At 53.3% G+C, this 24,804-nt stretch carries 24 protein-coding genes and 1 tRNA gene; 7 read left to right on the forward strand and 18 right to left on the reverse strand.

Annotated elements, in window-relative coordinates; genetic code table 11:
* Nucleotides 1-11: 11 nt before the first annotated feature.
* The 4 genes from fabF to E5C26_RS08940 form a co-directional block, all read right to left on the reverse strand.
* Nucleotides 12-1,286: a beta-ketoacyl-ACP synthase II gene (gene fabF / locus E5C26_RS08925; RefSeq protein ID WP_135315979.1), complete on the reverse strand. Its 1,275-nt coding sequence runs from the start codon at nucleotides 1,284-1,286 to the stop codon at nucleotides 12-14.
* Nucleotides 1,283-1,810, reverse strand: coding sequence for a winged helix-turn-helix transcriptional regulator (locus tag E5C26_RS08930; protein ID WP_135315980.1), 528 nt, complete (start codon nucleotides 1,808-1,810; stop codon nucleotides 1,283-1,285). The genes fabF and E5C26_RS08930 overlap by 4 nt, the downstream gene beginning before the upstream one ends.
* Nucleotides 1,811-1,926: 116 nt before the next feature.
* On the reverse strand, nucleotides 1,927-2,445 hold the full coding sequence (fabA, locus tag E5C26_RS08935) for a bifunctional 3-hydroxydecanoyl-ACP dehydratase/trans-2-decenoyl-ACP isomerase (RefSeq protein WP_037419266.1): 519 nt from the start codon (nucleotides 2,443-2,445) through the stop codon (nucleotides 1,927-1,929).
* A 68-nt stretch (nucleotides 2,446-2,513) separates the two neighbouring features.
* Nucleotides 2,514-4,265 carry an AAA family ATPase gene (locus E5C26_RS08940; protein ID WP_206194252.1) on the reverse strand — a complete coding sequence of 584 codons (1,752 nt, stop codon included), beginning with the start codon at nucleotides 4,263-4,265 and terminating at the stop codon, nucleotides 2,514-2,516.
* A 209-nt stretch (nucleotides 4,266-4,474) separates the two neighbouring features.
* On the opposite strand from E5C26_RS08940, the gene matP reads away from it, so the two are divergent.
* The gene (gene matP, locus E5C26_RS08945; RefSeq protein ID WP_135316038.1) at nucleotides 4,475-4,933 is read left to right on the forward strand and encodes a macrodomain Ter protein MatP; all 459 of its coding nucleotides are present in this window, start codon (nucleotides 4,475-4,477) and stop codon (nucleotides 4,931-4,933) included.
* A gap of 111 nt (nucleotides 4,934-5,044) precedes the next feature.
* Here the strand turns inward: matP and ompA are convergent, their stop codons facing one another.
* Together ompA and sulA are read right to left on the reverse strand one after the other, a co-directional pair.
* On the reverse strand, nucleotides 5,045-6,121 hold the full coding sequence (ompA, locus tag E5C26_RS08950; RefSeq protein ID WP_135315982.1) for a porin OmpA: 1,077 nt from the start codon (nucleotides 6,119-6,121) through the stop codon (nucleotides 5,045-5,047).
* 358 nt (nucleotides 6,122-6,479) lie between these two features.
* Nucleotides 6,480-6,986: an SOS-induced cell division inhibitor SulA gene (sulA, locus tag E5C26_RS08955; protein WP_135315983.1), complete on the reverse strand. Its 507-nt coding sequence runs from the start codon at nucleotides 6,984-6,986 to the stop codon at nucleotides 6,480-6,482.
* 232 nt (nucleotides 6,987-7,218) lie between these two features.
* Between sulA and E5C26_RS08960 the strand changes: the two genes are divergently transcribed.
* Nucleotides 7,219-7,878, forward strand: coding sequence for a TfoX/Sxy family DNA transformation protein (locus E5C26_RS08960; RefSeq protein ID WP_135315984.1), 660 nt, complete (start codon nucleotides 7,219-7,221; stop codon nucleotides 7,876-7,878).
* Here the strand turns inward: E5C26_RS08960 and yccS are convergent, their stop codons facing one another.
* The gene (gene yccS / locus E5C26_RS08965; protein ID WP_135315985.1) at nucleotides 7,879-10,014 is read right to left on the reverse strand and encodes a YccS family putative transporter; all 2,136 of its coding nucleotides are present in this window, start codon (nucleotides 10,012-10,014) and stop codon (nucleotides 7,879-7,881) included.
* A 26-nt stretch (nucleotides 10,015-10,040) separates the two neighbouring features.
* Nucleotides 10,041-10,493: a YccF domain-containing protein gene (locus E5C26_RS08970; RefSeq protein ID WP_135315986.1), complete on the reverse strand. Its 453-nt coding sequence runs from the start codon at nucleotides 10,491-10,493 to the stop codon at nucleotides 10,041-10,043.
* A gap of 165 nt (nucleotides 10,494-10,658) precedes the next feature.
* Between E5C26_RS08970 and helD the strand changes: the two genes are divergently transcribed.
* Nucleotides 10,659-12,713, forward strand: coding sequence for a DNA helicase IV (gene helD / locus E5C26_RS08975; protein ID WP_135315987.1), 2,055 nt, complete (start codon nucleotides 10,659-10,661; stop codon nucleotides 12,711-12,713).
* Nucleotides 12,714-12,745: 32 nt separating this feature from the next.
* Here helD and E5C26_RS08980 read toward each other — a convergent pair whose 3' ends face one another.
* The gene (locus tag E5C26_RS08980; protein WP_135315988.1) at nucleotides 12,746-13,204 is read right to left on the reverse strand and encodes a methylglyoxal synthase; all 459 of its coding nucleotides are present in this window, start codon (nucleotides 13,202-13,204) and stop codon (nucleotides 12,746-12,748) included.
* 125 nt (nucleotides 13,205-13,329) lie between these two features.
* Complete coding sequence (locus tag E5C26_RS08985; protein WP_135315989.1) at nucleotides 13,330-14,001, reverse strand: DUF2057 family protein; 672 nt, start codon at nucleotides 13,999-14,001, stop codon at nucleotides 13,330-13,332.
* Nucleotides 14,002-14,260: 259 nt separating this feature from the next.
* On the opposite strand from E5C26_RS08985, the gene E5C26_RS08990 reads away from it, so the two are divergent.
* On the forward strand, nucleotides 14,261-14,674 hold the full coding sequence (locus E5C26_RS08990) for a CoA-binding protein (RefSeq protein ID WP_135315990.1): 414 nt from the start codon (nucleotides 14,261-14,263) through the stop codon (nucleotides 14,672-14,674).
* Between the two features lie 59 nt (nucleotides 14,675-14,733).
* Here E5C26_RS08990 and hspQ read toward each other — a convergent pair whose 3' ends face one another.
* Nucleotides 14,734-15,051: a heat shock protein HspQ gene (gene hspQ / locus E5C26_RS08995; RefSeq protein ID WP_012006190.1), complete on the reverse strand. Its 318-nt coding sequence runs from the start codon at nucleotides 15,049-15,051 to the stop codon at nucleotides 14,734-14,736.
* Nucleotides 15,052-15,112: 61 nt separating this feature from the next.
* Nucleotides 15,113-16,303, reverse strand: coding sequence for a 23S rRNA (cytosine(1962)-C(5))-methyltransferase RlmI (gene rlmI / locus E5C26_RS09000; RefSeq protein ID WP_135315991.1), 1,191 nt, complete (start codon nucleotides 16,301-16,303; stop codon nucleotides 15,113-15,115).
* A gap of 92 nt (nucleotides 16,304-16,395) precedes the next feature.
* Here rlmI and yccX point away from each other — a divergent pair, with 92 nt between their 5' ends.
* On the forward strand, nucleotides 16,396-16,674 hold the full coding sequence (yccX, locus tag E5C26_RS09005) for an acylphosphatase (RefSeq protein WP_135315992.1): 279 nt from the start codon (nucleotides 16,396-16,398) through the stop codon (nucleotides 16,672-16,674).
* Between the two features lie 4 nt (nucleotides 16,675-16,678).
* Here yccX and tusE read toward each other — a convergent pair whose 3' ends face one another.
* Both tusE and yccA read right to left on the reverse strand, forming a co-directional pair.
* Nucleotides 16,679-17,008: a sulfurtransferase TusE gene (gene tusE, locus E5C26_RS09010; RefSeq protein WP_012006193.1), complete on the reverse strand. Its 330-nt coding sequence runs from the start codon at nucleotides 17,006-17,008 to the stop codon at nucleotides 16,679-16,681.
* A 110-nt stretch (nucleotides 17,009-17,118) separates the two neighbouring features.
* Nucleotides 17,119-17,778, reverse strand: a complete 660-nt coding sequence (gene yccA, locus E5C26_RS09015; protein WP_004942825.1) for an FtsH protease modulator YccA — start codon at nucleotides 17,776-17,778, stop codon at nucleotides 17,119-17,121.
* Nucleotides 17,779-18,007: 229 nt separating this feature from the next.
* Here yccA and E5C26_RS09020 point away from each other — a divergent pair.
* Nucleotides 18,008-18,095, forward strand: a tRNA-Ser gene (locus E5C26_RS09020).
* Between the two features lie 114 nt (nucleotides 18,096-18,209).
* Here the strand turns inward: E5C26_RS09020 and betT are convergent.
* A complete protein-coding gene (gene betT, locus E5C26_RS09025) occupies nucleotides 18,210-20,204 on the reverse strand; it encodes a choline BCCT transporter BetT (RefSeq protein WP_135315993.1) in 1,995 nt (664 codons plus the stop codon).
* Between the two features lie 456 nt (nucleotides 20,205-20,660).
* Between betT and E5C26_RS09030 the strand changes: the two genes are divergently transcribed.
* A complete protein-coding gene (locus E5C26_RS09030; protein WP_085116150.1) occupies nucleotides 20,661-20,876 on the forward strand; it encodes a hypothetical protein in 216 nt (71 codons plus the stop codon).
* A 105-nt stretch (nucleotides 20,877-20,981) separates the two neighbouring features.
* Here the strand turns inward: E5C26_RS09030 and E5C26_RS09035 are convergent, their stop codons facing one another.
* From E5C26_RS09035 to E5C26_RS09045, 3 genes are read right to left on the reverse strand one after another with little or no spacing between them, the layout of a single operon-like run.
* Complete coding sequence (locus E5C26_RS09035; RefSeq protein WP_135315994.1) at nucleotides 20,982-22,391, reverse strand: cytochrome c; 1,410 nt, start codon at nucleotides 22,389-22,391, stop codon at nucleotides 20,982-20,984.
* Nucleotides 22,388-24,043, reverse strand: a complete 1,656-nt coding sequence (locus tag E5C26_RS09040) for a GMC family oxidoreductase (protein WP_135315995.1) — start codon at nucleotides 24,041-24,043, stop codon at nucleotides 22,388-22,390. Before E5C26_RS09040 ends, E5C26_RS09035 begins: the two co-directional genes overlap by 4 nt.
* Before the next feature lie 15 nt (nucleotides 24,044-24,058).
* Nucleotides 24,059-24,619, reverse strand: coding sequence for a sugar dehydrogenase complex small subunit (locus E5C26_RS09045; RefSeq protein WP_135315996.1), 561 nt, complete (start codon nucleotides 24,617-24,619; stop codon nucleotides 24,059-24,061).
* Nucleotides 24,620-24,804 lie beyond the last annotated feature (185 nt).

Here is a 24,804-nt window from a genome sequence, read left to right on the forward strand (position 1 = left end):
TCAAGGCAATATTACCCCTGCCAGCGTTTCAGCAAAATACTCGCATTGACACCGCCAAAACCAAAGCCGTTAGACAGCGCATAGTTGATAGCCATTGGCTCCGCTTGGTTCGCGACCAGATGCAGCTCCTCCGCTGCCGGATCCGGATTTTCCAAATTCAGCGTGGCCGGCGCAATCTGATCGCGTAACGCCAGTGCAGTAAAGATGGTTTCCAGCCCGCCAGCGGCACCGAGCAAATGGCCGGTCGCTGATTTGGTTGAGGTGACCGCTACGCTGCCGTTAGTACCGAACAGATGTTTGATGGCGTTAATCTCGCCTAAATCACCCACCGGTGTGGATGTCGCATGCGCGTTCAGGTGTTGAATCTGTTCTGGTGTAACGCCCGCCTGTTTGAGGGCAATCTTCATTGCGCGATAGGCACCGTCGCCATCTTCGGCGCCAGAGGTCATATGGTAGGCGTCTGCGCTGGTACCATAACCGACAATTTCTGCCAGTGGCGTTGCCCCACGGGCCAGTGCATGTTCCAGAGTTTCAATCACCAACATGCCGGCACCTTCCCCCATAACAAAACCGTTACGTGCGCTGTCAAAAGGCCGTGAAGCCGTTGCCGCCGCTTCTGCCGGCGTCGTGGACATGGCGCGGGCAGCCGCAAAGCCGCCAAGACTAACGGTATCGATTGCCGCTTCTGTACCGCCACACAGCGCGATATCGGCCTCATCGTTACGAATCATGCGTACGGCGTCGCCAATGGCTTGTACGCCTGCGGCGCAAGCCGTCACAGGGGCGCCAATCGGGCCCTTGAACTGGTGTTTAATCGATACATGACCCGCGGCCAGATTCACCAGGAAAGAGGGGATGGTGAAAGGCGACAGGCGTTTGGCGCCACGGCTGTCGGTAGTACGCACCGCTTGGGCGATTGCCGGGAAACCGCCAATGCCGGAAGCGACCACGGTTGCGGTGCGTTCCTGCTTGTCTTCAGTGTCTGCCACCCAACTTGCCTGACGGATAGCCTCATCGGCCGCCGCCATGGCGAGCAGGATAAAACGGTCCATTTTCTTCTGGTCTTTTGGCGCAACCGAAAGGTCGGGATCGAAGCCCGCCTCGGGATCTTGTTCCAAAGTAGGTACCTGACCACCGATTTTTACCTGCAGGTCGGCGACGATCTCTTCTGGCAGCGGACGAATGCCGGACTGGCCGTTCAGCAGACGCTGCCAGATAGCCTCTACGCCGCATCCCAGTGGCGAAACGGCGCCCATGCCGGTAATGACTATACGACGAGTGTTCATAGTGACTCCTTGGATGATTCAGGGGGGAATGCAGAAAGATTCTGCAGCATCAGGGCAGCGCGCTGACGCATGCTGTCGGTCGCCGCCGGCCCTGGCGCTAAAGTAATATTATGCAGCGCAATGGGCTGCTGAGTAATGCTGTCGATCAGTTGCACACGTATGGGTTGCCCGGTACGACGATCGACCAGTTCGGCGCTAATGCCGTCATCGGCCAAATGGGTATTGCCCCAGTGAAACAGGGCTGCAAGCACCGGGAAAAAATCTTTACCGCGCTCGGTCAGCAAATATTCATAGCGTACCGGCCGGGTTTGATAGCGTTGTTTATGCAGAATGCCGCTTTCCACCAGATACTTCAGGCGACGGGTCAATATGGTGGGGGAAAGCCCGAGGCTTTGCTGGAATTCATCAAACCGGGACAGGCCATGAAACGCATCGCGAAGTATCAGGATGCTCCACCATTCTCCGACGCGGTCCAGTGAGCGAGCTACCGGGCATGGCATGTTATCAAAACGAGTTTTTTGCATGGCATACCTCCTGGTTACTACAATTATTGTAGTTACTGTTTAGCCGCTATGGACGCAACGATTAAAAGATAACTAAAGGAAATAAACGGCGACCAGGAAGGCCGCCGTGATTGCGGTTAGAACGCCGCAGTGTCCTTGAACAGGCCCACTTTCAGATCGCTGGCGGTGTAAATGACCTGACCATCGACCAGGACTTCACCATCAGCCACACCCATAATCAGTTTACGGATGATCACACGCTTGAAGTTAATGCGGTAGGTGACTTTCTTCGCGGTTGGCAGAACCTGGCCGGTGAATTTAACTTCACCCACGCCCAGTGCACGACCTTTACCTTCGCCACCCAGCCAGCCGAGGTAGAAACCTACCAACTGCCACATGGCATCCAGACCCAGGCAGCCTGGCATCACCGGATCGCCGATAAAGTGGCAACCAAAGAACCATAGGTCCGGATTAATATCCAGTTCCGCTTCCACATAACCCTTGTTGTAGGTACCACCGTCTTCGGTCATTTTGACCACGCGGTCCATCATCAACATGTTACCTGCCGGCAATGGCGGGCCACCAGCGCCAAACAGTTCGCCACGGCCGGATGCTTCGAGGTCTTCTTTCGTATAGGAGTCGCGTTTTTCTACCATGTTCTCAGTAAACCTTATTTTATTGAAGGGCGCAGATTAGCTTACACGTGTACGCTGAACAAGTCCGATCAGCCGTGGTTGAACCAGTTGAGCCAACGAAGTGGCCATGGCCAGCGCCGGCGTTCCTGTGGATTCACCTGTGCTATCCGTTCCTGAATGGCCGCTAACAAGTTCGGTTGCTGTTCATCAGAGTAGGGGTAACCAGTGAGTAATGGCAAGGCTTCCGCAGCGCTGTTGACGGCCCACAGGTGGAATTGCCCCTCGCGCACTGCATCGACCACGTCCTGATGCAGACACAGATGGCGCACATTGGTGGCGGGCAGGATAATCCCCTGTTTGCCGGTCAAACCACGACGTTGGCAAACTTCGAAAAAGCCTTCGATCTTCTCGTTAACGCCGCCAATCGGCTGCACATTACCGAATTGGTCGACAGAACCGGTTACCGCAATCTGCTGGGTAATAGGTTGCAGTGACAGCGCACTGATCAATGCGCACAACTCAGCCAATGAGGCGCTGTCACCATCCACTTCGCCATAAGACTGCTCAAACACGATCGAAGCGGAGAAGGGCAGCGGTTGATCCAGTTCCAGTTCGGAAATCAGGAATGCCTGCATAATCATCATGCCCTTGGCATGCAGATTACCGCCAAGCTCGGCCTTGCGCTCAACGTCGGTGAATTCACCATCGCCAAGATGCACGACACAGCTGATACGGGAGGGCTCACCGAAACTGCGCGGATGGCCAGGGTATTCCAACACCGACAGGCCGTTGATCTGGCCGACGACCTCGCCTTCGGTTTCAATCAGGATTTGGCCCAGCTCAATTTCATCCTGCATCCGTTCGGCAAGATAGCTTTCACGCCACTCGCGCGCATTCAGCGCGGCTTCAAACGCTTTGGCAGTGATGCATTCTTCTTCGACGTACAGCGCGGCTTCGGAAAGTTGCTGGCCGAGCCACAGTGGGGACAGCGGCAGATTGCCCTGATCACCACTGTGACGAACTGCCTGTATCATCAATGGATACCAGGCATCGGCTGCCAGTGGCGGCAGTTGCTGTTCTTCGATGAGGCTATTGACGTAACCGCACCATTGCACCATGTCATCGATTTCGGTGAGTTGCAGATCTTCTTCATATTCACCGTAAACTGACTGCTCACTCAGCTCCGGTTCAATATCATGGAAATCGGCAAGGCCGTGACGATCACCTACCACAATCAACCGCAATTCCAGAGGCATGGCTGGAATGGTGATCGGCAATGGGCGTGTTTCATCTGGGGAAACCCAGTGGAACTGACGTTGGGTAATCATCTGCTTCAAACGCAGCCACAGTAGCGGCTGAGCCAGCAGAGAACGCGCAGACAGGATCAGTACGCCACCATTGGCCTGATGCACCAGGCCGGGCTGCAGGTTGATTTCATCATTGTGGATCCGGACGCAGCCAAACAGCTGCTCAGGTTCAACCCACTCTTGAAACACGCAGGCACCACCGGCGGCAAAGGGTTCATCACCCTGGCTGGCGGGTTCTACGCTGACCTTGCTGCCCTGGATCACATAGTGACTGCCCTTGAATGCGGTATTCTGCGGCTGCAGTTGTTCAACTGCCTGGGCGATCAGCGCCAGATACTCACGCGTTTCCTGCGCTTTCAACAACATGAAACGCGGTGGTGACTGTGGATGGCAAAACAGCGTCAGTGCGTTTTCCAGCCGAGGCTGAATAGCGGCAAAGGACACGGGGGCCAACTGCGCGGCGGTATCAAATATCGCTTGATAAGGCGTAACGTCCGGCAACAGTGATTGCCATTCAAGTCGGTTATTGGTCAAAGTGTTAGATGCAATCGTCAAAAAGGGAAAGGGCGATTATACAAGAATAACGGCAGCTTGATAGATGCAGAGTTACAGTTGATGTCAGGGAGTTTGACATCGAGCGATGACTGTGCAAAAAACAGTCTAAAACGAGGTGTAATTGCCGGGGAAATTCGGCGTAAAGCTGTTATGCTTAATAAAGTTACGCGGTCACTGAAGAGCTCATGATGAAATATCAGCAACTGGAAAATCTGGAGAGCGGTTGGAAATGGAAGTACCTGGTGAAAAAGCACCGGGAAGGGGAAGCTATTACCCGCCACATTGAAAACAGCGTTGCTCAGGAAGCCATTGACGAGCTGCTGAAGCTGGAAAATGAGCCGGTAAAAGTGCTGACGTGGATAGGCCACCATATGAATCCGGAACTGGATAACCGGATGAAGCAAACTATCCGCGCACGGCGTAAACGTCATTTTAACGCAGAACACCAACATACGCGTAAAAAATCTATCGATTTGGAGTTTCTGGTTTGGCAGCGTTTGGCCGCGCTGGCTCGTCGCCGTGGGGTGACTTTATCAGAAACAGTGGTGCAGTTAATCGAAGACGCGGAACGTAAAGAGAAGTACGCCAGCCAGATGTCATCTTTAAAACAGGATTTAAAAGCTATTCTCGGTAAAGACAAAGAGTAAACCCACCAGCCAGTCAGTTTCTGCAATGGAAGGGGCTCTTTGTTACCAATACCAATTAATTTAGCCGAAAAAAAACCCCGCATTGCGGGGTTTTTTACTAAGAGTGGTAGCTTAGCCTTGTGGCTGAGTTACAACGTCTTTGATACCTTTAACTTCGATCTCTACGCGACGATCTGGTGCCAGGCAAGCGATCTGTGCTTTGGTAGCACGGCCAGCTTTGTAGCCACAGGTGTTGCCAGTGACGGAATCAGCTTCGCCCATACCACGTGCAGAGATTTTGTCTGAAGGGATACCTTTAGATACCAGGTAATCAACAACGCTCTGTGCGCGTTTTTCAGACAGTTTCTGGTTGTACTGGTCAGAACCAACGGCGTCGGTGTAACCCAGAACTACAGCAGAACCATCTTTAGGATCCATTGCGCTCAGCTGAGTGTACAGCTGGTCAAGAGCCTGTTGGCCTTCAGCTTTCAGGGTAGATTTGTTGAAGTTGAACAGCACGTCAGACTTCAGAGTGAAACGCTTGGTTTCAACAACTGGAGCCGGAGCTGGAACTGGTGCTGGAGCAACAACATCATCCTGACCGAAACGGTAAGAAACACCCAGGCTCAGCATGGTGTTGTCTGGACGTGCGCCGACAGTACCTGCATCACCGATGTTGCTAACGAATTGGTAGTCCAGGCGAGTAGCCCAGTTTTTGGTCAGTGCGTATTCAACACCAACTGCTGCCAAAGGAGAAACGCCGGTGTCGTGGTCGCTCAGACGAGTGCCGTTACCGTAGTTAGCTTTGGAATCTGCACGCCATACCATGCCGCCCAGACGAGTGTAGATGTCCAGATCGTCCATGATTGGGTAGCTCAGTTTAGCGGCCAGTTGAACGCCCTGCGCTTTGAAAGCACCGTTGTTCACGCTGCCTTTGTAAGGCATACGGCCAAGCCAGTCATAGCCCAGCTCGAAGCCCAGGTATTGGTTCGCCTGGTAACCCAGGAACGCGCCAGCACCCAGTTGATCTTTATGGGTCGGACCATTGCCGATACCATTCTGGTAACCGTTGCCGTAGAAACCAGTGTCATGGTACTGGGACCAGCCCAGTTTAGCACCAGTGTACCAGGTATTATCTTTTGGGGCGGCTTGCGCTACGGTAGCGAAACCAGCCAGTGCCACTGCTAATGCGATAGCTGTCTTTTTCATTTTGCGCCTCGTTATCATCCAAATAGGCAATGAGCTTTAAAGCTGTTTTAAGCCCTTGGTTAAATTCCTTCGCCAAGGTTTGAGCCCTCGTTTGTTACTCTGCCAGTTTATCTGGCGTTATAGAGCAACCTTGGCGATGTAAAGTCTACAACGTGGCGCGAAAGTTACAAGTGTGATGTGATAAAGCTCTAAAAAAAAACGCAGAAATAGACATGTTTACTAACATTAACCGGCAAAAAAACGAGCATTTCAACCTTGGTTTTTGCTCGCGGAACCGCAGCCGCACTCGTTTTGTCCCTGATCCCATAAAGGTTCCCTTGCAGGGAGATGAAAATGATGGGAAAAATCCTAAATTTACTTAATGATACAAAGAAGAGTGAATTTTTAGGGTGGAACAGTGTCCGTGAATCGGGTTTATGTCACGTTGAGGACGCATAATGAACCCATAAGCGTTACCTAATTCTGCCGCACGCCTTAATTTTAGACGATCTTCTTCTGTAAGATCGGGCAGCCATCCAAGGACTACACTGTAGTTACCCGTCAGCAGCGCTTTTTCCATCGCGTCAACCGTATCCAGCGGGTTAATTTGGCTCAGCTGCACCACTTTTCCAACCGGCAAGCCGGACTGTTGTAGCCATAACTTACTCAGTTTTTGCTGTGGCGTCAGCCATAACAACCAACGTGACTGCATTCCCAGTTGTTGCAGCAGAGGTAGCAACAATTGCGCCACTGCGGGCTGATGCTCGTTGTAAACAAGTTCACTGATAAGGCCATTCTCTTTGCCGGCATCCGTGCTCTCTGCAGCATTACTCACCGCAAAAGAGGTGTGGCTGAAATGGGTTTTGTAGAGTGATTGAGTACGCATAAAGTATCCCGCCCGTAGTGTCACTGTATGTTTATACAGTACATCCAGTTGTGATTAAGATCAACCCAAATCTTCGTAGTACCTCGCATAATTGCGATCATTTTTCATACACCGGACGTTTGTGATTGGCATGACTGCCGATAGTGCGTATTTTTCTAATTACTTGTTCACGTTACTTTTATTTCATTGATGTGGGGAATGATAGAACACTAATCTACACAAGGAGAACACTATGAAAGGGACATCAAGTGGAAGGATCGTGCAGGCCAAAGCGTATTTTTACGCATTAGGCAGCATTACTACACGCTCGCAATTTGGCGGTTATGGGGTATTGGCCGACGGCGTCATGTTCGCTGTGATTGCTGAAGGGGAGTTGTATCTTCGCGCGACGGATAGCCTGGAGCCTGCTTTTCGCTCTCGCGGCATGGTCAATATGGTGTACTCCAAACGGGGGGTACCTATTACCATGCGCTATTACTGGGTCGATGAAACGCTGTGGCGCGACAGGAGGGAGCTTGTGGGGTTAGCCTGGCAGGCTATTCGTGAAGCGCGCCGGGAACTCAAGGTTAAAACGGACAACCAGGGACGGCTGAAAACCTTACCCAACATCGACATCAATATGGAACGGCTACTTTGGCGGGCAGGAATTCGTAATGTTTATGATTTGCGCCTGAATGGCGCCAAACGCAGCTATCTTCGTCTGTTGCAGCAGCAGCGCAATTTAGGATTGCGGGTACTGCTTTCTCTGGGCGGGGCTATTGCCGGTTATCATCATGAGGCTTTACCTTCGGAAATGCGCAGTGAACTGACTAATTGGTTTGAACGTACCATGTCGTTACTTAGTCACGGACATAATCCGGGAGTCCGGGGCCTGATAAAAGGCCCCAGGTGATCAAGCCGATTTGCTGATTTGGGTATTAAGTAGGGTAAGTTCCGGCAGCAGCTCAATGACCAGTCCAATTTGCTGCAACACCAACTGATCTTTGCTTTCCGGTTCCGGCGCAGCGTGCACAATACGTTCAGCCAGGCTTTCCAACGCCTGAGTGATGCGCCGGTCGTCCAGTTCTTCCTGATGCAGGGCGCCATCGACATAACAAACCGCATCATTTAACAGATCCAGCGTAGCAGGGTTGTTCAGACGCTCACGGTGTGCACCCAGCGCAGAGATATAACTCAACAGGGTGTGGTTTAAACACAACAGGCGGAAGGCGGCTTCCTGAACTTCTTTATCAGCTTTTGGATCGGCAGACATATTTGATATCACCGAAGCCAGTTCTGCATCACTGTTGTGTGCATCCCGGCGAGCGATACGATAGGGAAGGCCGTTATCTTTACCCTGATGATATTGCACCAGGATGGCATCCAGATAACGGCAGTTGGCGTCCAGCGTTTTAGTGACGACTGCCGGTAATTGGCGGAACTTCCAGTCTGGCCAGATAAAACTGACTGCCGCCCAGGCGATGGCGCATCCCAGAATCGTGTCATAAACACGGGGCGCGGCCACTTCAAAACCTTCACCCAGCAAATTAAAGCACAGCAACACCAGCAGGGTAATAAACATGGTTGCATGTGCATATTGCACAGTTCGAAAAGCGAAGAACAGAACGCCGCTGATGACGATCAGCACCATCTGGCCCTCCAGCGAGGGCACAAAATAGAGGATCGGCAGGCCGATAAGAATACCGGCCAGCGTGCCGATAATTCGAAGAGCCAGCCTGCGACGTGTGGCGTTGTAATTGGGTTGACAGACAAACAGGCTGGTTAACAGGATCCAATAACCGTGCTGCATGCCGGTAAACTGAATCAAGGCGTAGCCCACGCACAGTACCACTGACATTCGGATGGCATGTCGGAACAAGGCAGACTGAGGTGTTAGATGGCGGCTGATACGCAAGCGAATATCGCTCCAGCCAGTGAGTCGGTCATCCGATAGACTATTCTCTTCCGCCACGCCGTTGGCCAGCGCCTGTTCTGACTCAATATTTGCCAGTTGGGCGTCAATTGCGCGCAAATTTTTCAACAGGTGCCATAACGCCTTGGTCAGTTCACGGTTTTCCGGGGTGATGGTAATGCGAGTCAGAGCTTCTTCAATACGGCCAAAGGTCGGTTCGAAGCGAGGGTTGTGCTGATACTTTTGCCGCAGCAGAATCGACTGCGCCAACTGTTGGCAGGCGCGAGCCTGCATGCTGAGCAAACGCTGGAAACGAAACAGAATATCACTGTGACGAAACTGTCGACTCAGTGCCTGATATTGAACGTGGGAGGAACTGGCCCGCTCATGGATATCCTGTGCAACAAAATAATAGTGCAGGGTGCGGCGGGTTCCACGCTGGCCGCGGTCGCCCTTTAACCGCGTCAGCAATGAAACTTTGGCCTGGTTAAGCGTGGTCATCAGCGCGCTGTTGGCCATGGCAACGTCCATCCACGGCAGGTCCGCATCATGCTCGACATCCGGGTCAAACAGATTGGCCTTGGCATCCAGGTAACTTGCCAACTGATTGTAACAACGTGCCAGATTTTCCTGCAAAGGTCGGATAGGAAAGATCAGGTGGCCAATCAGCGTCAGCAGGTTGTACCACAGGGCTCCAATGATCAGCAGCGTCGGCTGTTGATACCAGGCGTCGTACATTGAGGTGCCGAGCATGGTATAGACCGCGATCAGCAAGGCACCAAACGCAATGGTGGCATAACGTTGCCCCAGGGCACCCAGCAAAATAAAACCGCAGGTCGAAGCGGTGAGGCCAAGAGCGAACAGCCACGGATAAGGGAACAGCAGTTCGATGGAGGCGGAAGCTACAAAAAAACACACCAGCGTGATCAACAGATTGCGCAGCCTGCCAGCCAGGCGATCATCCAGGTCGGTCAACGCCGCTGCCACCACCCCCAGAGTCAGGGGAATGGTGAGTTTGGGAATGGCTAGCCACCAGGGTACGGCGGCTGCGCCAGCCAGCGCAATGAAGATGCGCAGATCATAAAGCAGATTGCTGTTGTAGGCATAACGGCGTATTGCTGGTGCAAAAGAGAGCACGAAAAACTCCTCAGGCGGAGAAAAAATTAACGCTGCTGATACTGACGTCGGGCATTTTCAGTTCTGGCCTGTTGCGCCATTTCAACAGATACCACACGGCGCCCAACTGGCCACAGAGCAATGGCGGCGATTTTGAAATTGGCTATGCCCACCGGGATGCCGATAATCGTTACACACTGCACAATCCCGGCGGTAATATGCGACAGGCACAGCCACCAGCCGAACAGGATCAGCCAGATAATGTTCAGCAGTGAACCGCTGGCGGAAAGCAGTGCATTGCTTTTTTCCGGGTACAATTCATTAACGTGAATCGCTTCGTTACCGAAAGGCAGTAACGATAACTTGGTGATTTCCCAGCAGGAGCGGGTTAACGGCAGGGTGATGATCAGCACCACGCTAAACACCGTTGCGACCAGCCAGCCGAGGGTGGTGAAAAAGCCGCCTAAGACAAAATTAAGAATATTCAGTACAGTACGCATAGTCGTCATTCTGCTCTAATGATGGTCAAACCGCGATGCGGTGCGTTTGCTATCAAAACGCAAAATCTATTCTACCCTTTTTTTAGCGCTAGAGTGCCACTGCTTATCGCAGGTAAACTGGCAGATATCCGTTATTTAATCTCAACATAGTCATGGCGCGACGATATGGAACTTAAAGCGACATCGCTGGGGAAACACCTGGCTCAGCATCCTTATAACCGTGTGCGGTTGCTGCACGCCGGTGTCGAGGTGAGCGGTGAAAAGCATGAATATCTTATTCCTTTCAATCAGTTGATTCATGTCAGATGCAAGCGGGGCATCGTCTGGGGCGAACTGGAGTTTGAGCTGCCGGATGAGAAAGTGGTGCGCCTGCATGGGACCGAATGGCAGGAAACCCAACGCTTCTATCATTATCTCCAGCAGGCCTGGCAACAGTGGAGCGCTGAAATGAGCGAGGTCAGCGCTGGCGTGTTGCAACAACAGGTTGAACATATCCAGCGTATTGAGCAGCAGGATAAGTGGTTTAAAAAATCCGAACTGGGCAAGTTGCAGCAACAAATCCGCGAGTCTTTCGGCGCCTTACCCATGCCGGTGGCGCGATTGGAGCAATTCGACAATTGTCGGGATGATTATCTGCTTTGTCAGCAATGGCTGCAGCAGGGGTTACACAGTGTAGGGCTGCGTAATCAGCAGTGGACCGAACGTATGCTGGAGAGTTACCACGACTTCTTCCAGAACATCGAAACCTCCCCCCTGAACGACTCACAAAGCCGCGCAGTAGTTAATGGCGAAGATTCAGTATTGGTACTGGCCGGGGCCGGCAGTGGGAAAACCTCGGTGCTGGTGGCGCGAGCCGGTTGGCTGCTGCGTCGTCAGGAGGCTGAACCGGGGCAAATCCTGTTGCTGGCGTTCGGTCGGCAGGCAGCGGAAGAGATGAACGAGCGCATTCAGGAGCGCCTGGGCAGCGTGGCTATTCAGGCCAAAACTTTCCACGCGTTGGCGCTGCAGATTATCCAGCAGGGCAACCGCAAGGTTCCGGCTATCAGTAAGCTGGAAACTGACAGCAAAGCTCGGCGAGCTTTGTTGATCGCCCATTGGCAGCAGCAGTGCGCAGAGAAAAAAGCACAGGCCAAGGGGTGGCGTCAATGGTTGCTCGAAGAACTGGAATGGGAAGTGCCGGAAGGTGATTTTTGGCAGGATAAACGCCTGGCAGAACGGCTGGCCGGCCGACTGGAGCGTTGGCTGGGGTTGATGCGGATGCACGGCGGTAGCCAGGCGGAAATGATTGAACAGGCGGATGAAGAGGTCCGTGACCTGTTTTCAAAACGTATCCGGCTGATGGCACCTTTGCTCAAGGCCTGGAAAGGCGCATTGAAAGAGGAAGGGGCCGTAGACTTCTCCGGTCTGATCCATCAGGCGGTCAATATTCTGGAGAAAGGGCGTTTTGTCAGCCCATGGAAACATATCCTGGTGGATGAATTTCAGGATATCTCACCACAACGGGCGCAACTGTTGGCGGCGCTACGGAAACAAAACAAGCAGACTTGCCTGTTTGCCGTGGGTGACGACTGGCAGGCCATTTATCGCTTCAGTGGTGCTGAACTGACGTTGACCACCGCATTTGCCGAGAACTTTGGCGAAGGGGCTCAATGTGCACTCGACACCACTTACCGTTTCAATGAGCGCATCGGTGAGGTGGCGAACCGGTTTGTACAGCAGAACCCGCACCAGTTGAAAAAACCGCTGAACAGCCTGAGTAAAGGCAACAAGAAATCAGTGGTCCTGCTTGCGCATGAACAGCTTGAAAATTTGTTGGATAAGCTGAGTGGCTTTGCCAAGCCCGAGGAGCGGATCCTGGTGCTGGCACGCTACCATCATTTGAAGCCGCAAGTGTTGTCAAAAGCGGCAACCCGCTGGCCCAAGTTGACCATCGAGTTTATGACCATCCACGCCAGCAAAGGGCAGCAGGCCGAGTATGTGATTATCGCCGGTTTGCACCAGGGTAACGACGGGTTCCCTGCGGTTGCGCGTGAGTCGATATTAGAAGACGTTCTATTACCGCAGCCTGAAGATTTCCCGGATGCCGAGGAGCGGCGGCTGCTGTATGTGGCGCTCACTCGCGCCAAGCATCAGGTGTGGTTATTACAGGATCGCGAGCGCCCGTCGGTGTTCGTTGAACAACTGCAGGATCTCGGCGTGCCGATACAGAAGAAGCCCTAAACCCAAGGCCTGGGGAAACCAGGCCTTGATAGTTACTTCAGACGATCCTGCAAGTAGCGTTGGTAGTCAGGGATGGCGATTTCCACTTCGCTTTTGAACAGTGGTGAGTCAATCAGGAAGTCTGCGGTGGAGCGGTTGGTGGCTACGGGGATATTCCATACGGTTGCCAGACGCAGCAGGGCTTTCACATCCGGATCGTGGGGTACCGCGTTCAATGGATCCCAGAAGAAGATCAGCATATCGATTTTGCCTTCGGCAATCAGTGCCCCCACCTGCTGGTCGCCCCCCATAGGTCCGCTTAGCATGCTATGTACCGGAATGCCGCTGGCTTGCTGGATCAGGTTGCCGGTGGTTCCGGTGGCATAAAGTTGGTGTTGTTCCAGCACGGACTTGTTTTCTTCAACCCAAGCCAACAGGGCTTGTTTACGGTGATCGTGAGCCACCAGCGCAATGTGCTTGCGTGCGGCGATAGTGCGGGTGGTAAATTCCATCTGGATTTCCTTCGCTAATCAGGTGATATGCGACAGATTACTGAAACTGTTTTTCACTGCCTAGCGTTTACACCTGAAAATGCGAAGAAAGCGCGCCTTTAAATAAAAGGCGTCATCAATCTTGCTTAACGCACTGGCTGTTTATTTGCCCAATGAAGAAAACGCTTTTGCGTTTCTTTGTCTGCCTGCTGGAACCAATATTGCAGCATCTGTTCGGAAACGTTTTCACCTTTCAGTGTCACCGTGGGTGAGTTTAACGCTGCGCTCGCCAGCGGTGAGCTGGGCGTAGTGGTGCGAACATGAATGAACGCCGGTACAGAAGCCGGGTGTTTCTGACTGTTGTAATCTGCCATCAGCTTTTCCAGATCGATACTAAGCGTGATGTCATCGGGGCGTAATACGTCGTGTTTCATGGCCAATGCATTGCCGTTCTTATCAATCACCTGATAATTGAACGTTTTATCAAATCGCTGACCATCCCGGACATTCTCAATGCGTGGCAGCTCAATGGCTACAGAACTGACATTCTGTGTATTGAAGGTGGCGACCAGAGGTGGTGAAGTATAGACAGTTTGTTCGTTTTGCCCTGAGCGTACAGACTTGGCCACTTTAAACAGTAATTGATGTTGCCCGCCATCCAGCTCCAGGCTGTCGGCACCTTTTAACAACGAACCTGTCATTTTCTTGCCGTCGACCACCAGCAGGTCGATGTCAGGGGAGAGTTTCAGGGTCGTAGCCACGGCAGGCATGCTGATACCGATGCTAAGCAGCCCCGCAACCATCAGACCAAATTTCATTGTTATCTCCTTATAAGTGCATCGTTATTAGTGTCGAACACGCCACAGGTTGTGTCAAAGTTTTTCAGCATCATGGTTTTATTTACAAATGTACATATTTATATTTATTTTGACACTATTTTGCCCCGCAGATGCTGGCAGTGACAGCATCTGACCGCAAAAGTTGCCGGGAGTTTCAGTGACTCTGGGTTTAGCCGATTTAAGGTCAGTGGGTTACACTCGAAATAGGGAAATCCCCGTCGAAAATTGGGAGCGGAAAATGCAAGACAACGATATTGCCGACCTGCTGCAACAGGTGAAAACCATTGCACTGGTGGGAGCCAGTGATAATCCGGCACGGCCGAGTTTTGGCGTGATGGCCTATCTGCTTGCCCAGGGATACAAGGTTACGCCGGTCAGCCCAAAACTGACGGGGCAAACTTTGCTGGGTCAGCAGGCCTATGCCACGTTGAAAGATATTCCGCATCCGGTGGATATGGTGGACGTGTTCCGTAATTCAGAAGCGGCGTATGGGGTGGCACAAGAGGCGATAGCGATAGGAGCCAAGGCTCTGTGGCTGCAAATCGGTGTCATCAATGAACAGGCCGCGGCATTGGCAAACGAGGCGGGGCTGAAGGTGGTGATGGATCGCTGCCCTAAAATCGAAATTCCGCGTCTGGGGCTGGAGCGCTGAAAAAGAGAAGGCCTGGCATTGTGCCAGGCCTTCGTCGTTTGTTTCTCAGGCCTGACGCATCAGTTGCGCAGGCGTGGGGCTTGCAGCTGGTGACGGATAGACTCCGCCAATTCGTCCAGCGAGGGTTGTTCAGGATGAGCTTCCTGGGCTTCCCCATCCAACTGTGCTTCCGCCAGGTAAGTATGCACCGGTTGGCCTTCTTCGTCTTCCATCACCACGTGGTACCAAGGGGCGAAGCGTAGATCGGTATTCGCTGCTATTTCATCAGCTTTAGGCTGTTCCATAGAGTATTCAGGGTCGATATCAATCACCACCCCCAAGTACCCCAGCAGCTTATGCCGAACCTGTTGTCCGATACCGAATTTGCTGGCAATCATGATGACCTCCTGAGAAACAGTGCCTTGCTCTCTATATGAGGGCAAAACAGCGTATTTCAAGTTACATCACCCGACACGCAAACCCTTTCAAATACAGCCCTTCAGGATAGGTCGCGATAACCGGGTGATCGGCAGCCTGACGATACTGCTCTATAAATTGTACATCACGCCCGGCATCTACAGCGGCATCGGCTAAAATTTTCTGGAATAAATCGGTTGGCATCAGACCGGAACAAGAGAAGCTAAGCAAAATGCCGCCTGGGTTCAGCAACTGCAGCGCCAACATGTTGATATCTTTGTAACCGCGGCAAGCACCGGCCAGTTGGTTCTTGTTTTCGACGAACTTCGGCGGATCCATAATGATCAGGTCGAATTTTTCCCCCTGGGTGCGATAAGCGCGTAACAGTTGGAACACGTCATCGCGGACAAATTCGGCTTTGCTCAGGTCTAACTGGTTCAGCTCGACATTCTGTTTGGCAATATCAAGCGCAGCTTGCGATGTATCAACGCTGATCACTTGAGTACAACCGCCCATCAGGGCTGATACGGCGAAGGCACCGGTATAGGAGAAGCAGTTAAGCACGCGGCGGCCGACGGAATAGTTACGTGCGGCCAGACGGCTGTCGCGCTGGTCGAGGTAAAAACCGGTCTTATGGCCTTGCTGAATATCCACCAGCAGCTTCATGCCATGTTCGGTGATAGGCAGCAAAGCAGGGGGCAGATCGCCCACAACCTGGCCCTGGGCTAACGGCAAGCCTTCTTTCTTGCGTACTGCTACGTCGGAGCGGTCGTAAATGGCACATTCCGGGTAACAATGCTGCAAAGCGGTAATCAACGCGGCACGTTGATATTCGGCCCCGGCGGACAACAACTGCAACACCAGGAAGTTCTGGAAGCGATCGATGGTGATGCCCGGCATACCGTCGGATTCGCCGGCGATCAGGCGGTAACCGTCCAGCCCATCGCGTTTGGCAACCCAATCACGCCAGCTTTGTGCCTGTTGTAAACGGCGGATGAAGAATTCGATGTTAATCTCTTCGTCCGGCTGGAAGGTCCAGACGCGGGCGCGGATTTGCGACTCCGGTGAGTAGGCACCGCGTGCCAGCCATTTGCCCTGGGCGTCGTGAATATCGATGGTTTCGCCAGAATGGGCTTTACCTTCAACACGTTGAACAGCGCCGGAGAACACCCATGGGTGGCGACGGAGTAAGGACTTTTCACGTCCTTTGGCGAGAAACAGGCGTACGGTCATAATTAAGAATGCTGCCAGCTAGATAAAATGAGTGACATCGCCGTGCAGACGCACAGGCAATACCATAAACGAAAGTCGATAAGGAGCCGATTATGACACAAGTTTGCATTGCTGCGTATGTCTATGGCGTAGTGCAAGGGGTGGGGTTTCGTTACAACACTCAGCATCAGGCGACGGCATTGGGGTTAAGCGGCTACGCGCGAAATCTTGATGACGGCAGCGTTGAAGTACTGGCCTGCGGCGAACAACCGCAGGTGGACAAGCTGGTGGAATGGCTGAAAAATGGCGGCCCGCGCAGTGCCCGGGTCGATCGCGTGCTGGTGGAGCCGCGAGGCACGGCTGATTATCAGGGCTTCAGCATTCGCTACTAGCGTTTCAGATACATTTTACCGGTTTTGGCAGGCCGGCTATCTTGGTTGCCTGCTTGGCCGGGCCTTTGGGGAATAAACGGTAGAGATAACGGCTGTTGCCTTTCTCTTCGCCGTACTTCTGCGCCATGGCTTTGACCAGCATGCGGATCGCCGGTGAAGTATTAAATTCCAGATAAAAGCCGCGCACGAAACGCACCACTTCCCAATGCGCTTCGGTCAGCGTTATCTCTTCCTGTGCGGCCAGCAGGGGGGCCAGGGCCTCATGCCAATCGGCGCTGTTTTTCAGGTAACCCTGTGCGTCAGTTTCAATGACCTGACCTTGATACTCCAACATACTGCCTCGGTAATGGGTAATTCAGAACGGCGGTCAGTTTAGCAAACTTTTGTCGCTGCAAAAACAAAGCCCCGCTGAAGCGGGGCTTGGGGTAATTCTCAGGTGTTAAATCAGTTGCTGCGCGCGAAGCCCAGAATGCTCAACAGGCTGATGAACATGTTGTACAGCGATACATACAGGCTAACGGTAGCGCGGATGTAGTTGGTTTCGCCGCCGTGGATAATGTTGCTGGTTTCCCACAGGATGGCACCGGCGGAGAACAGAATAAACAGCGCGCTAATGGCCAGATGCAGGGCAGGGATCTGCAGGAACAGGTTGGCGATGACGGCAACCAGCAGCACCACAAAACCGGCCATCATCATTCCGGACAGGAACGACATATCTTTGCGGGTGGTCAGCACATAGGCTGAACAGCAGAAGAACACCACTGCGGTACCGCCCAGGGCCAGCATGATCAGGTCACCGGCGCCGGTATTAATGAACGAACTGAGGATTGGCCCCAGGGCGTAGCCCATAAAACCGGTCAGTGCGAAGGCCGCCAGAATACCGGCTGGGCTATTCGCCAATTTATGGGTCAGGAACATCAGCCCGTAGAAACCGACCAACATCAGCAACAGGCCCGGTGCCGGCAGCCCCAGCATGGTGCTGGCGGTAGCGGTAAGTGCCGAGAATGCCAGCGTCAAAGAAAGCAGGAAGTAAGTGTTACGCAGAACCTTATGCGTACTCAGTAACGAGTCGCGTGAGGAGGATGAGACGACAATGCGGTCCATAATGATCTCTCTTAGTCAGGTCATCACAAAATTAGTGACGATGATAGGCAGCGCAAGCGTTTGATTAAAGTTTGTTTACCAATCTTTACCCTTAGTTATCATTGTTGCAACCTGGAGCCGGAGTTGGCGCTTTATTCAACGCTTACTCGCCAAGTGCTGTTTTTTCGCGCGGTTGAACAGTTAGAGGCTTTACAAGCGGATCGGCTATGTTTATAGTTCGGCTCGTTGCGGAGGGGTGGCCGAGTGGCTGAAGGCAACGGTCTTGAAAACCGTCGACGGGAAACCGTTCCAGAGTTCGAATCTCTGCTCCTCCGCCATAAATTATGACCCCGTGCTCTTATGAGCGCGGGGTTTTTTGTTATGTGCGGAAAATGGCTTGACCAAGCCTAAAAAAAACCGCCCCGGATGGGGCGGCAGAGTAGCGAAGGGAACTAGCGAACCAAATGCAGAAAGTGCAGGTGTTTCTCGTACTGGTCGAGAATATCGTGAATGACCTGTTCTTGCGTCCAGCCCATCACATCGTAGTCCTGGCCGCCTTCTTTCAGGTGTACTTCACCCCGATAGTATTTATGTTCCTCATCACGCTCCTCGTCTTTCAATCCGGCCAGAGCAAAAGCCGGTTGAATGTAAGCACGCAAACGCACCTCATAGACAAAGTTCAGGTCTTCACCCAAATCGACTTCGAAACGGATGCGATCGTCCTGCGAATCGTCAATCGAGGAAGTGGTGTTTTGCTTGGCTAACTCAGCCTCCACCAGTGCCATGGCTGGCTGAACCACCTCACTAACAAACCGTTTTACCTGAGAACGTTTCGGGAAGTAGGCGATATTGCGTAAGCGTCGTTGCCATGAGATCGGGTTGCGTGCGGCCGTCGGTGCAATAGTGGTCATCACCTGGCTGTCACGCTTATAGGCGTCGATACGCAAGGCTTTTAACAGCCCGTAGATAGACACCAGCAAGATCATCGAGAACGGCAGGGCACTGGCGATGGTCACGGTTTGCAGCGCGCTCAGCCCACCGGCGAGCAGCAAGGCAATGGCGACCAGGCCCATCATGCCGGCCCAGAAAATTCGTTGCCAGACCGGGGTTTGATCGGAACCGCCAGAAGCCAGCGTATCGACCACCATCGCCCCGGAGTCTGCCGAGGTAACAAAGAACACCACCACCATCGCCATGGCGATAAATGACAGAATACTGGAGAACGGGAAGTGTTCCAGGAAGTTGAACAATGCCAGCGCTACGTCGTTTTGCACGGTATTGGCCAAATCGCGCGCGCCGTCGACCATGATCAGGTTAATGGCGCTGTTGCCGAATACGGTCATCCACAATAGCGTAAAGCCTGCCGGAACGAACAGTACGCCGGTAACGAATTCGCGGATGGTACGTCCGCGTGAAACACGGGCGATAAACATGCCGACGAAAGGCGACCATGACAACCACCAGCCCCAATACAGCAGGGTCCAACCGCCAAGCCAGTTACTGGATTTCGGCTCATAGGCATACAGGTTAAAAGTCTTGCTGACGATGTCAGAGAGATAACCGCCGGTATTTTCGACAAAGGATTTTAACAACAGCACGGTCGGGCCGAGCGCAGCCACCAACACCAGCAGCAACACCGCCAGGCCGAGGTTCAATTCGGACAGAATGCGGATGCCTTTATCCAATCCGGAAACCACTGACAGCGTAGCCAATCCGGTGATCACCACGATCAGAACCACCTGCACCGTTGTGTTGATCGGCAAACCAAACAGGTGGTTAAGGCCGGCATTAACCTGCAACACGCCGTAGCCCAGCGAGGTTGCGACACCGAACACAGTACCTATCACCGCAAAAATATCTACCGCGTGGCCAATCGGCCCATAGATGCGATCGCCGATAATTGGGTACAACGCGGAACGCAGCGTCAACGGCAGGCCGTGGCGATAGCTGAAGAAGGCCAGAATCAGCGCCACGATGGCGTAAATCGCCCAGGCATGCAGGCCCCAGTGGAAGAAGGTTAGACGCATGGCTTGTTTAGCCGCTTCCACTGTTTCCGGCGTGCCGACTGGAGGGGAAAGGTAATGCATTACGGGTTCGGCAACGCCAAAGAACATCAGGCCAATGCCCATCCCGGCGGAAAACAGCATGGCGAACCACGAAACGTAGCTAAAGTCTGGCTGGGCGTGATCCGGCCCGAGCTTGATATTGCCGTAACGCGACAAGCCCAGATAGGTCACGCTCATCAGGATCAGGGCGACTGCCAGAATGTAAAACCAACTGGCGTTAGTGAAAATACCCTGTTGCAACGCTTTGAATTTGCGATCGGCCAATTCAGGATACAGAGTGGCAAAGGCCACCAGGACGATGATTAAAGCGGCAGAGATAAAAAATACCGGAGGATTGATATGGCTACGACGTGCCACGGTTTCAGTGTCGTTTTGGCTCATAGAATACCTTCTAGCTAGTCCGTTAGGAAATGGGGGTTAATCCGTTAAAACAGCTCCATAAAAAGTGGGCGAGACAGGCTGCCCGAGAAATCTAACCCGGTGAGTATAGCGAAAAAACGCTGCCAATGACATTTTTTGGTTGAAATGGCTATTTTAAACGATTTTGTTAGATGTTTTAGCTATATGGAAACCACGCTTGCGCGAAAGAGTAATTGACTCTTTTCGAAGGAAAAACTGGACGGTCATATCGGCAAGATGCGCAGCGGACAAACAGAGTCTTTGATGTGAATAGGGAAAAGACAAAGTATGGGTCGCGGTGAGGTAGAGCAGTTCACGATAGAAACGGCTATAACAGCGGCCCTGAGCCAGGGGATACGTCGTTGTCGCTTGATCGGGGCAATGCACAGGGTAAAATAGGCCCACGCGATCGCGCTTAACTCTTTCATGGAGATAGAGATGACCTGGTATCAAATAGCGTTGTGGACCATGATCTTTCTGAAGTCCGGTGCATTTCTGGTTTTCGTTTGGTGGTGGATGTTCAAGCGTGCAACCAAACCTTATGTTCGTCCGCAAGATGTTGTCATTGATGAAACGCCGGATGATGACAATCTGACCATGGAAGAAGTCATGAAAAAACACGGCATCACCCGTGTGGAAAATCAAACCCAGTAAAAGCCTCCCACGCTCAATCCCTCGGGATGATGCAGAACTATCCCTGTGCGACTTGCGGCTACGCTTGCAGGCCAGGGGTAGCTCCCCAGCCTGCAGTCCGCTTATTTAACGTCGTTTTCTCCCCAACAGCCACGCCAATATGATCAACATCAGGACCGCAATGCCAATAGCCGGGGCCATATAAGGTTGCAGGCGGGCCAGCAACGGTATCGGGCCGCCTTGGCGCAATACGGCGACGTCCACGGCACTGACCTTAACCGCCGGATTGCCATACTGCTGCAAAACATAATTGCTGATAGCCGCGATCTGCTGGTCGTTCAACGGATTTACATACGACTGCGGGCCAAAGTTCGGCATCAGCACATGGGTATCGCCAACCCTTCGTTCAACGCCGAACAGTATCGCCGAGATCAGGTTAGCCGGGTTACTGGCACCGGTGGCGGTATTATTGAACAGCGAAGGATAAGCCTGGTTTTTGCTGCCGCTGCCGTCCGGCTGGTGACAACTGGCGCAATTACCGCTGAACAGTGCGGCACCGTCGGTCAGGGTGTTATTGGCATTGGCAGGGTGCAAACCACGCAACTGAGGTTCAACGCTCGATGGCTTGCCATAGCTGTCGGCCGCCTGGCTATCATTGACGTCCCTGATGGGAGTAGTACTTTTCAGATAAACGGCGATGGACGATAAGTCCTCATCGGAAAAATACTGCAGGCTGTTTTCGATAGCCTCTGCCATGCCGCCTGCTGCCTGGTTTTTGCCGGTCACCTGGCCGGTTTTCAAATACTGCACCAATTGCTGCTGGCTCCAGCCGCCGATGCCGCTAACCGGGTCTGAAGTGATGTTGGGCGCATACCAACTGCCGACCATACCGCCCGCCAGTGCCTGACTATTGTCTTCCGCCATCAGCAGGTTACGTGGGGTGTGGCAGGTATCGCAGTGCCCAGGACCATTGACCAGATAAGCCCCTCGGTTCCATTGTTCGCTCTTGCTGGCGTCAGGCGCAAAGCGGCCCTCTTTCAGAAACAGCAGGTTCCAGGCGGCCATACTAAAGCGCAGATTGAACGGGAACGGCAGGTCGGTCAGCGTATTCTTCTGATCGACAGCTTTCACGCCGTGCATGAAATAGGCATACAGCGCCTTGATGTCCTCGTCGCTCAAGCGGGTGTAAGAGGTGTAGGGCATAGCAGGGTAGAGGTGGGTGCCATCGGCACGGATGCCGTCCCTGACCGCACGGGAAAACTGCTCTTCGCTATAGCTGCCAATGCCCTCGGTGCTGGACGGAGTGATATTGGTGGCGTAAATCACCCCCATGGGTGAGCTGATACCGTAGCCACCGGCAAACGGCGTACCTCCCTCGGGTTTGGTATGGCATGCCTGGCAGTCGGCGGCAATGGCAAGCTGTTCGCCTTTTTTAATCAATGCCGCGCCGTTCAAATCGCTATCGTCTGCCGCCTGTGCGGCACTACCGCCGAGTAACAGCAGCGACAACAGCGTCAGTCTTAGCTGTTTTTTCATGATTTCACCGCCAGCTGGCGCGCAATGTCATCGGCGGCCTTGATACCCAATGCGGCCATGGTCAGGGTACTGTTCACTACGCTGGCGGAGGGAATGGCACCGCCGCCCGGCAACCAAAGGTTGGCGTGGTCATGAGCACGGCAATTGCCGTCGACCACCGAGTCTTTGGGGCTGCTACCCATGATGGTGCCGCCCATAATATGGTTATTGGCGTTCAGGCTGGTGGTGATGTTGAATTCATCGGCATCAAACAGTTGGCCGATGTGCTCCAGCTGTTTATGTGCGGCCTCTGCGCCTTTACGCACGTAGTCGCCGACGTCGTAGTGGATGTCCGGGCAAGGCAGGCCATGAGCATCTTTACGGGTTTTACTCAGGGTCAGGCGATTGTTGGGGTCTGGTAACGGTTCCAGACTGATGGATAAATCGACGCCATAGGCGGCGCGCCGACGGATTTCGGCGTCCAACTCTTTGCCGACCAGGCCTTTTTCCAACGCTTTCTGGGTAGCAGGCACCACCCGGTTGATATTGTTGAGGATCATTTTGTTGGCCGAGTAGTCCTTACGAAACTCACCGTCACGCGGGCCAACCAGACAGCTGCTTTGCGCCGGACCACGGCCCAGCCACAGAGGTTCTTTCGCCAGGAAAGTGCAGTGAAAACCTGAATGGTCCATCATGTTGCGGCCCACCTGATCGGAAGCGTTGGCGATGCCGTTCGGATTGCGCTCATTGGCGGCCATCAACAACAGGCGGGGGGTTTCTATGCCGTTACAGGCTAAAGCAAAAGCCTTGGCCGTGGCCTGGTGTGACTGCTTTTTGTTGTCCAGCCAATGGACTGCCGTCACCTGATTTTGCTCATCGGTGTCAATCTTGTAGACCACCGCTTCTGCCAGCACCACCGCACCTTTCATTTCGGCACGTTCAATATGATGAATGCCGTTGTACATGGCACCTATCGGGCAAATGGGTTGGCAGTTGTTGTTACCACAGCAGGTCGGACGGCCTTTCCACGGGTGGATGCTGCGCCCCTGTGGAATAGGGACCGAGCGATAACCATGCGGGTTAACCACCTCGGCAAAGCGGATGTCGCCGTGGGCCCAGGGCACCATATCCATCGGGTAGGGCTTGCTGCGTTCAACCGGAGACTGCTGCTGTGGATCGTTAGGGCCGGCCACGCCAATTTCTTCTTCGGCCCGGCAATAGTAAGGTTCCAGCTCGTCATAGGAAATCGGCCAGTCGCGGCCGACGCCGTACAGGGTTTTCATTTGAAAATCACTGGGCAGGTGGCGCCAGCAGGAGGCGGCCCAGTGCCAGGTGGTGCCGCCGACGGTACGCAGATAACCCTGCTTGAAACTGCCGGCGCTCGGGCCGCTTAGCGCCACATAGTTGTTTTCCGGGAAATAGAGCGGTGCGGTGGCGAATTCAGATTGGGGATAAAGCCCCTGGTAATCTGAACCGGCACGGTTGTCAAAAGGCATATTGCGCCAGTTTTCCACCGCCTGGCCGCGCTCGATGCGCAGGCCCGCTTCCAGCACCAGAACAGAATAACCCTGGCTGACCAATTGATCGGCCATCATGCCGCCGACGATGCCGGAGCCCACGATCACAATATCGGCCGATGCGTTGCCATCGGCGGTAAATACAGGTTTTTTCATCAGGAAGCTCTCAGATCACAGGGAAACATTGACGGCAGGCGGGGCGGCGGTCCACCACAGCGGTCCATTGCCGCAGTAGGTGGGTACGATTAGCGCGTCGCTGGCGGGGCGATACATCAACGCGTCTTTGTAGGCGATCAGCTGTGCCGTTTGGCCATGGCCGACGGTGCCGGTATACCAGGCGGTAATGATCGCGGTGACCACATCCTGCAAGCCGGCCTGAATGGCCTGTTGTTGCAACTGCTGGGCACTCTGTCCCGGTTGCAGCAGGCCACCGAGTTGCTCAACCTGTGTAGCGAATTGGGCATTGTGGTTATGCAGAGCCGTAAAAATACGTGCCGACATCCCCTGATCGATATCGTCATGTTCCGTCAACGTCTGGGAGATTTTGAAGAATCGTGCAAATTGCAGCGGATTGGCCGAGGCGGTCCGCTGTTCAGCCAGACTGAGGAAAGGATAACTGAGCAGCGAGCTTGCCAGCAGGGTTGAGGCCAGTCCCAGCAGCACTTCGCGTCGACTGAAACCGGTTCCATTTTTGGCTGGGAGCCCACCATCGTCTGATAACAAATTTTCCATGTGTTTTTCTCACAACAGGTGTTAGTGCCGAATAAGGCAAAAGGGAGCGGGTAAAGAGGGATAAAAAATAGTCAACAATGGAATAACTCCATTGCTTATGGTTTTATTTCTAATAATTTGGCGGGATATTAACTTGGCGATAACTTTCCGGCAATAAACTTGCTTAGGTATCCTGACAAAACAGC

This window comes from Serratia proteamaculans, from assembly GCF_004684015.1.
GTDB lineage: Bacteria > Pseudomonadota > Gammaproteobacteria > Enterobacterales > Enterobacteriaceae > Serratia > Serratia proteamaculans_F.

Excerpts from the sequence above, each read along its gene's own strand:
- fabF (WP_135315979.1), bottom strand. The coding sequence starts at position 1,286 with ATGAACACTCGTCGTATAGTCATTACCGGCATGGGCGCCGTTTCGCCA.
- E5C26_RS08930 (WP_135315980.1), bottom strand. The coding sequence starts at position 1,810 with ATGCAAAAAACTCGTTTTGATAACATGCCATGCCCGGTAGCTCGCTCA.
- fabA (WP_037419266.1), bottom strand. The coding sequence starts at position 2,445 with ATGGTAGAAAAACGCGACTCCTATACGAAAGAAGACCTCGAAGCATCC.
- matP (WP_135316038.1), top strand. The coding sequence starts at position 4,475 with ATGAAATATCAGCAACTGGAAAATCTGGAGAGCGGTTGGAAATGGAAG.
- ompA (WP_135315982.1), bottom strand. The coding sequence starts at position 6,121 with ATGAAAAAGACAGCTATCGCATTAGCAGTGGCACTGGCTGGTTTCGCT.
- sulA (WP_135315983.1), bottom strand. The coding sequence starts at position 6,986 with ATGCGTACTCAATCACTCTACAAAACCCATTTCAGCCACACCTCTTTT.
- E5C26_RS08960 (WP_135315984.1), top strand. The coding sequence starts at position 7,219 with ATGAAAGGGACATCAAGTGGAAGGATCGTGCAGGCCAAAGCGTATTTT.
- E5C26_RS08970 (WP_135315986.1), bottom strand. The coding sequence starts at position 10,493 with ATGCGTACTGTACTGAATATTCTTAATTTTGTCTTAGGCGGCTTTTTC.
- helD (WP_135315987.1), top strand. The coding sequence starts at position 10,659 with ATGGAACTTAAAGCGACATCGCTGGGGAAACACCTGGCTCAGCATCCT.
- E5C26_RS08980 (WP_135315988.1), bottom strand. The coding sequence starts at position 13,204 with ATGGAATTTACCACCCGCACTATCGCCGCACGCAAGCACATTGCGCTG.
- E5C26_RS08985 (WP_135315989.1), bottom strand. The coding sequence starts at position 14,001 with ATGAAATTTGGTCTGATGGTTGCGGGGCTGCTTAGCATCGGTATCAGC.
- E5C26_RS08990 (WP_135315990.1), top strand. The coding sequence starts at position 14,261 with ATGCAAGACAACGATATTGCCGACCTGCTGCAACAGGTGAAAACCATT.
- hspQ (WP_012006190.1), bottom strand. The coding sequence starts at position 15,051 with ATGATTGCCAGCAAATTCGGTATCGGACAACAGGTTCGGCATAAGCTG.
- rlmI (WP_135315991.1), bottom strand. The coding sequence starts at position 16,303 with ATGACCGTACGCCTGTTTCTCGCCAAAGGACGTGAAAAGTCCTTACTC.
- yccX (WP_135315992.1), top strand. The coding sequence starts at position 16,396 with ATGACACAAGTTTGCATTGCTGCGTATGTCTATGGCGTAGTGCAAGGG.
- tusE (WP_012006193.1), bottom strand. The coding sequence starts at position 17,008 with ATGTTGGAGTATCAAGGTCAGGTCATTGAAACTGACGCACAGGGTTAC.
- yccA (WP_004942825.1), bottom strand. The coding sequence starts at position 17,778 with ATGGACCGCATTGTCGTCTCATCCTCCTCACGCGACTCGTTACTGAGT.
- betT (WP_135315993.1), bottom strand. The coding sequence starts at position 20,204 with ATGAGCCAAAACGACACTGAAACCGTGGCACGTCGTAGCCATATCAAT.
- E5C26_RS09030 (WP_085116150.1), top strand. The coding sequence starts at position 20,661 with ATGACCTGGTATCAAATAGCGTTGTGGACCATGATCTTTCTGAAGTCC.
- E5C26_RS09035 (WP_135315994.1), bottom strand. The coding sequence starts at position 22,391 with ATGAAAAAACAGCTAAGACTGACGCTGTTGTCGCTGCTGTTACTCGGC.
- E5C26_RS09040 (WP_135315995.1), bottom strand. The coding sequence starts at position 24,043 with ATGAAAAAACCTGTATTTACCGCCGATGGCAACGCATCGGCCGATATT.
- E5C26_RS09045 (WP_135315996.1), bottom strand. The coding sequence starts at position 24,619 with ATGGAAAATTTGTTATCAGACGATGGTGGGCTCCCAGCCAAAAATGGA.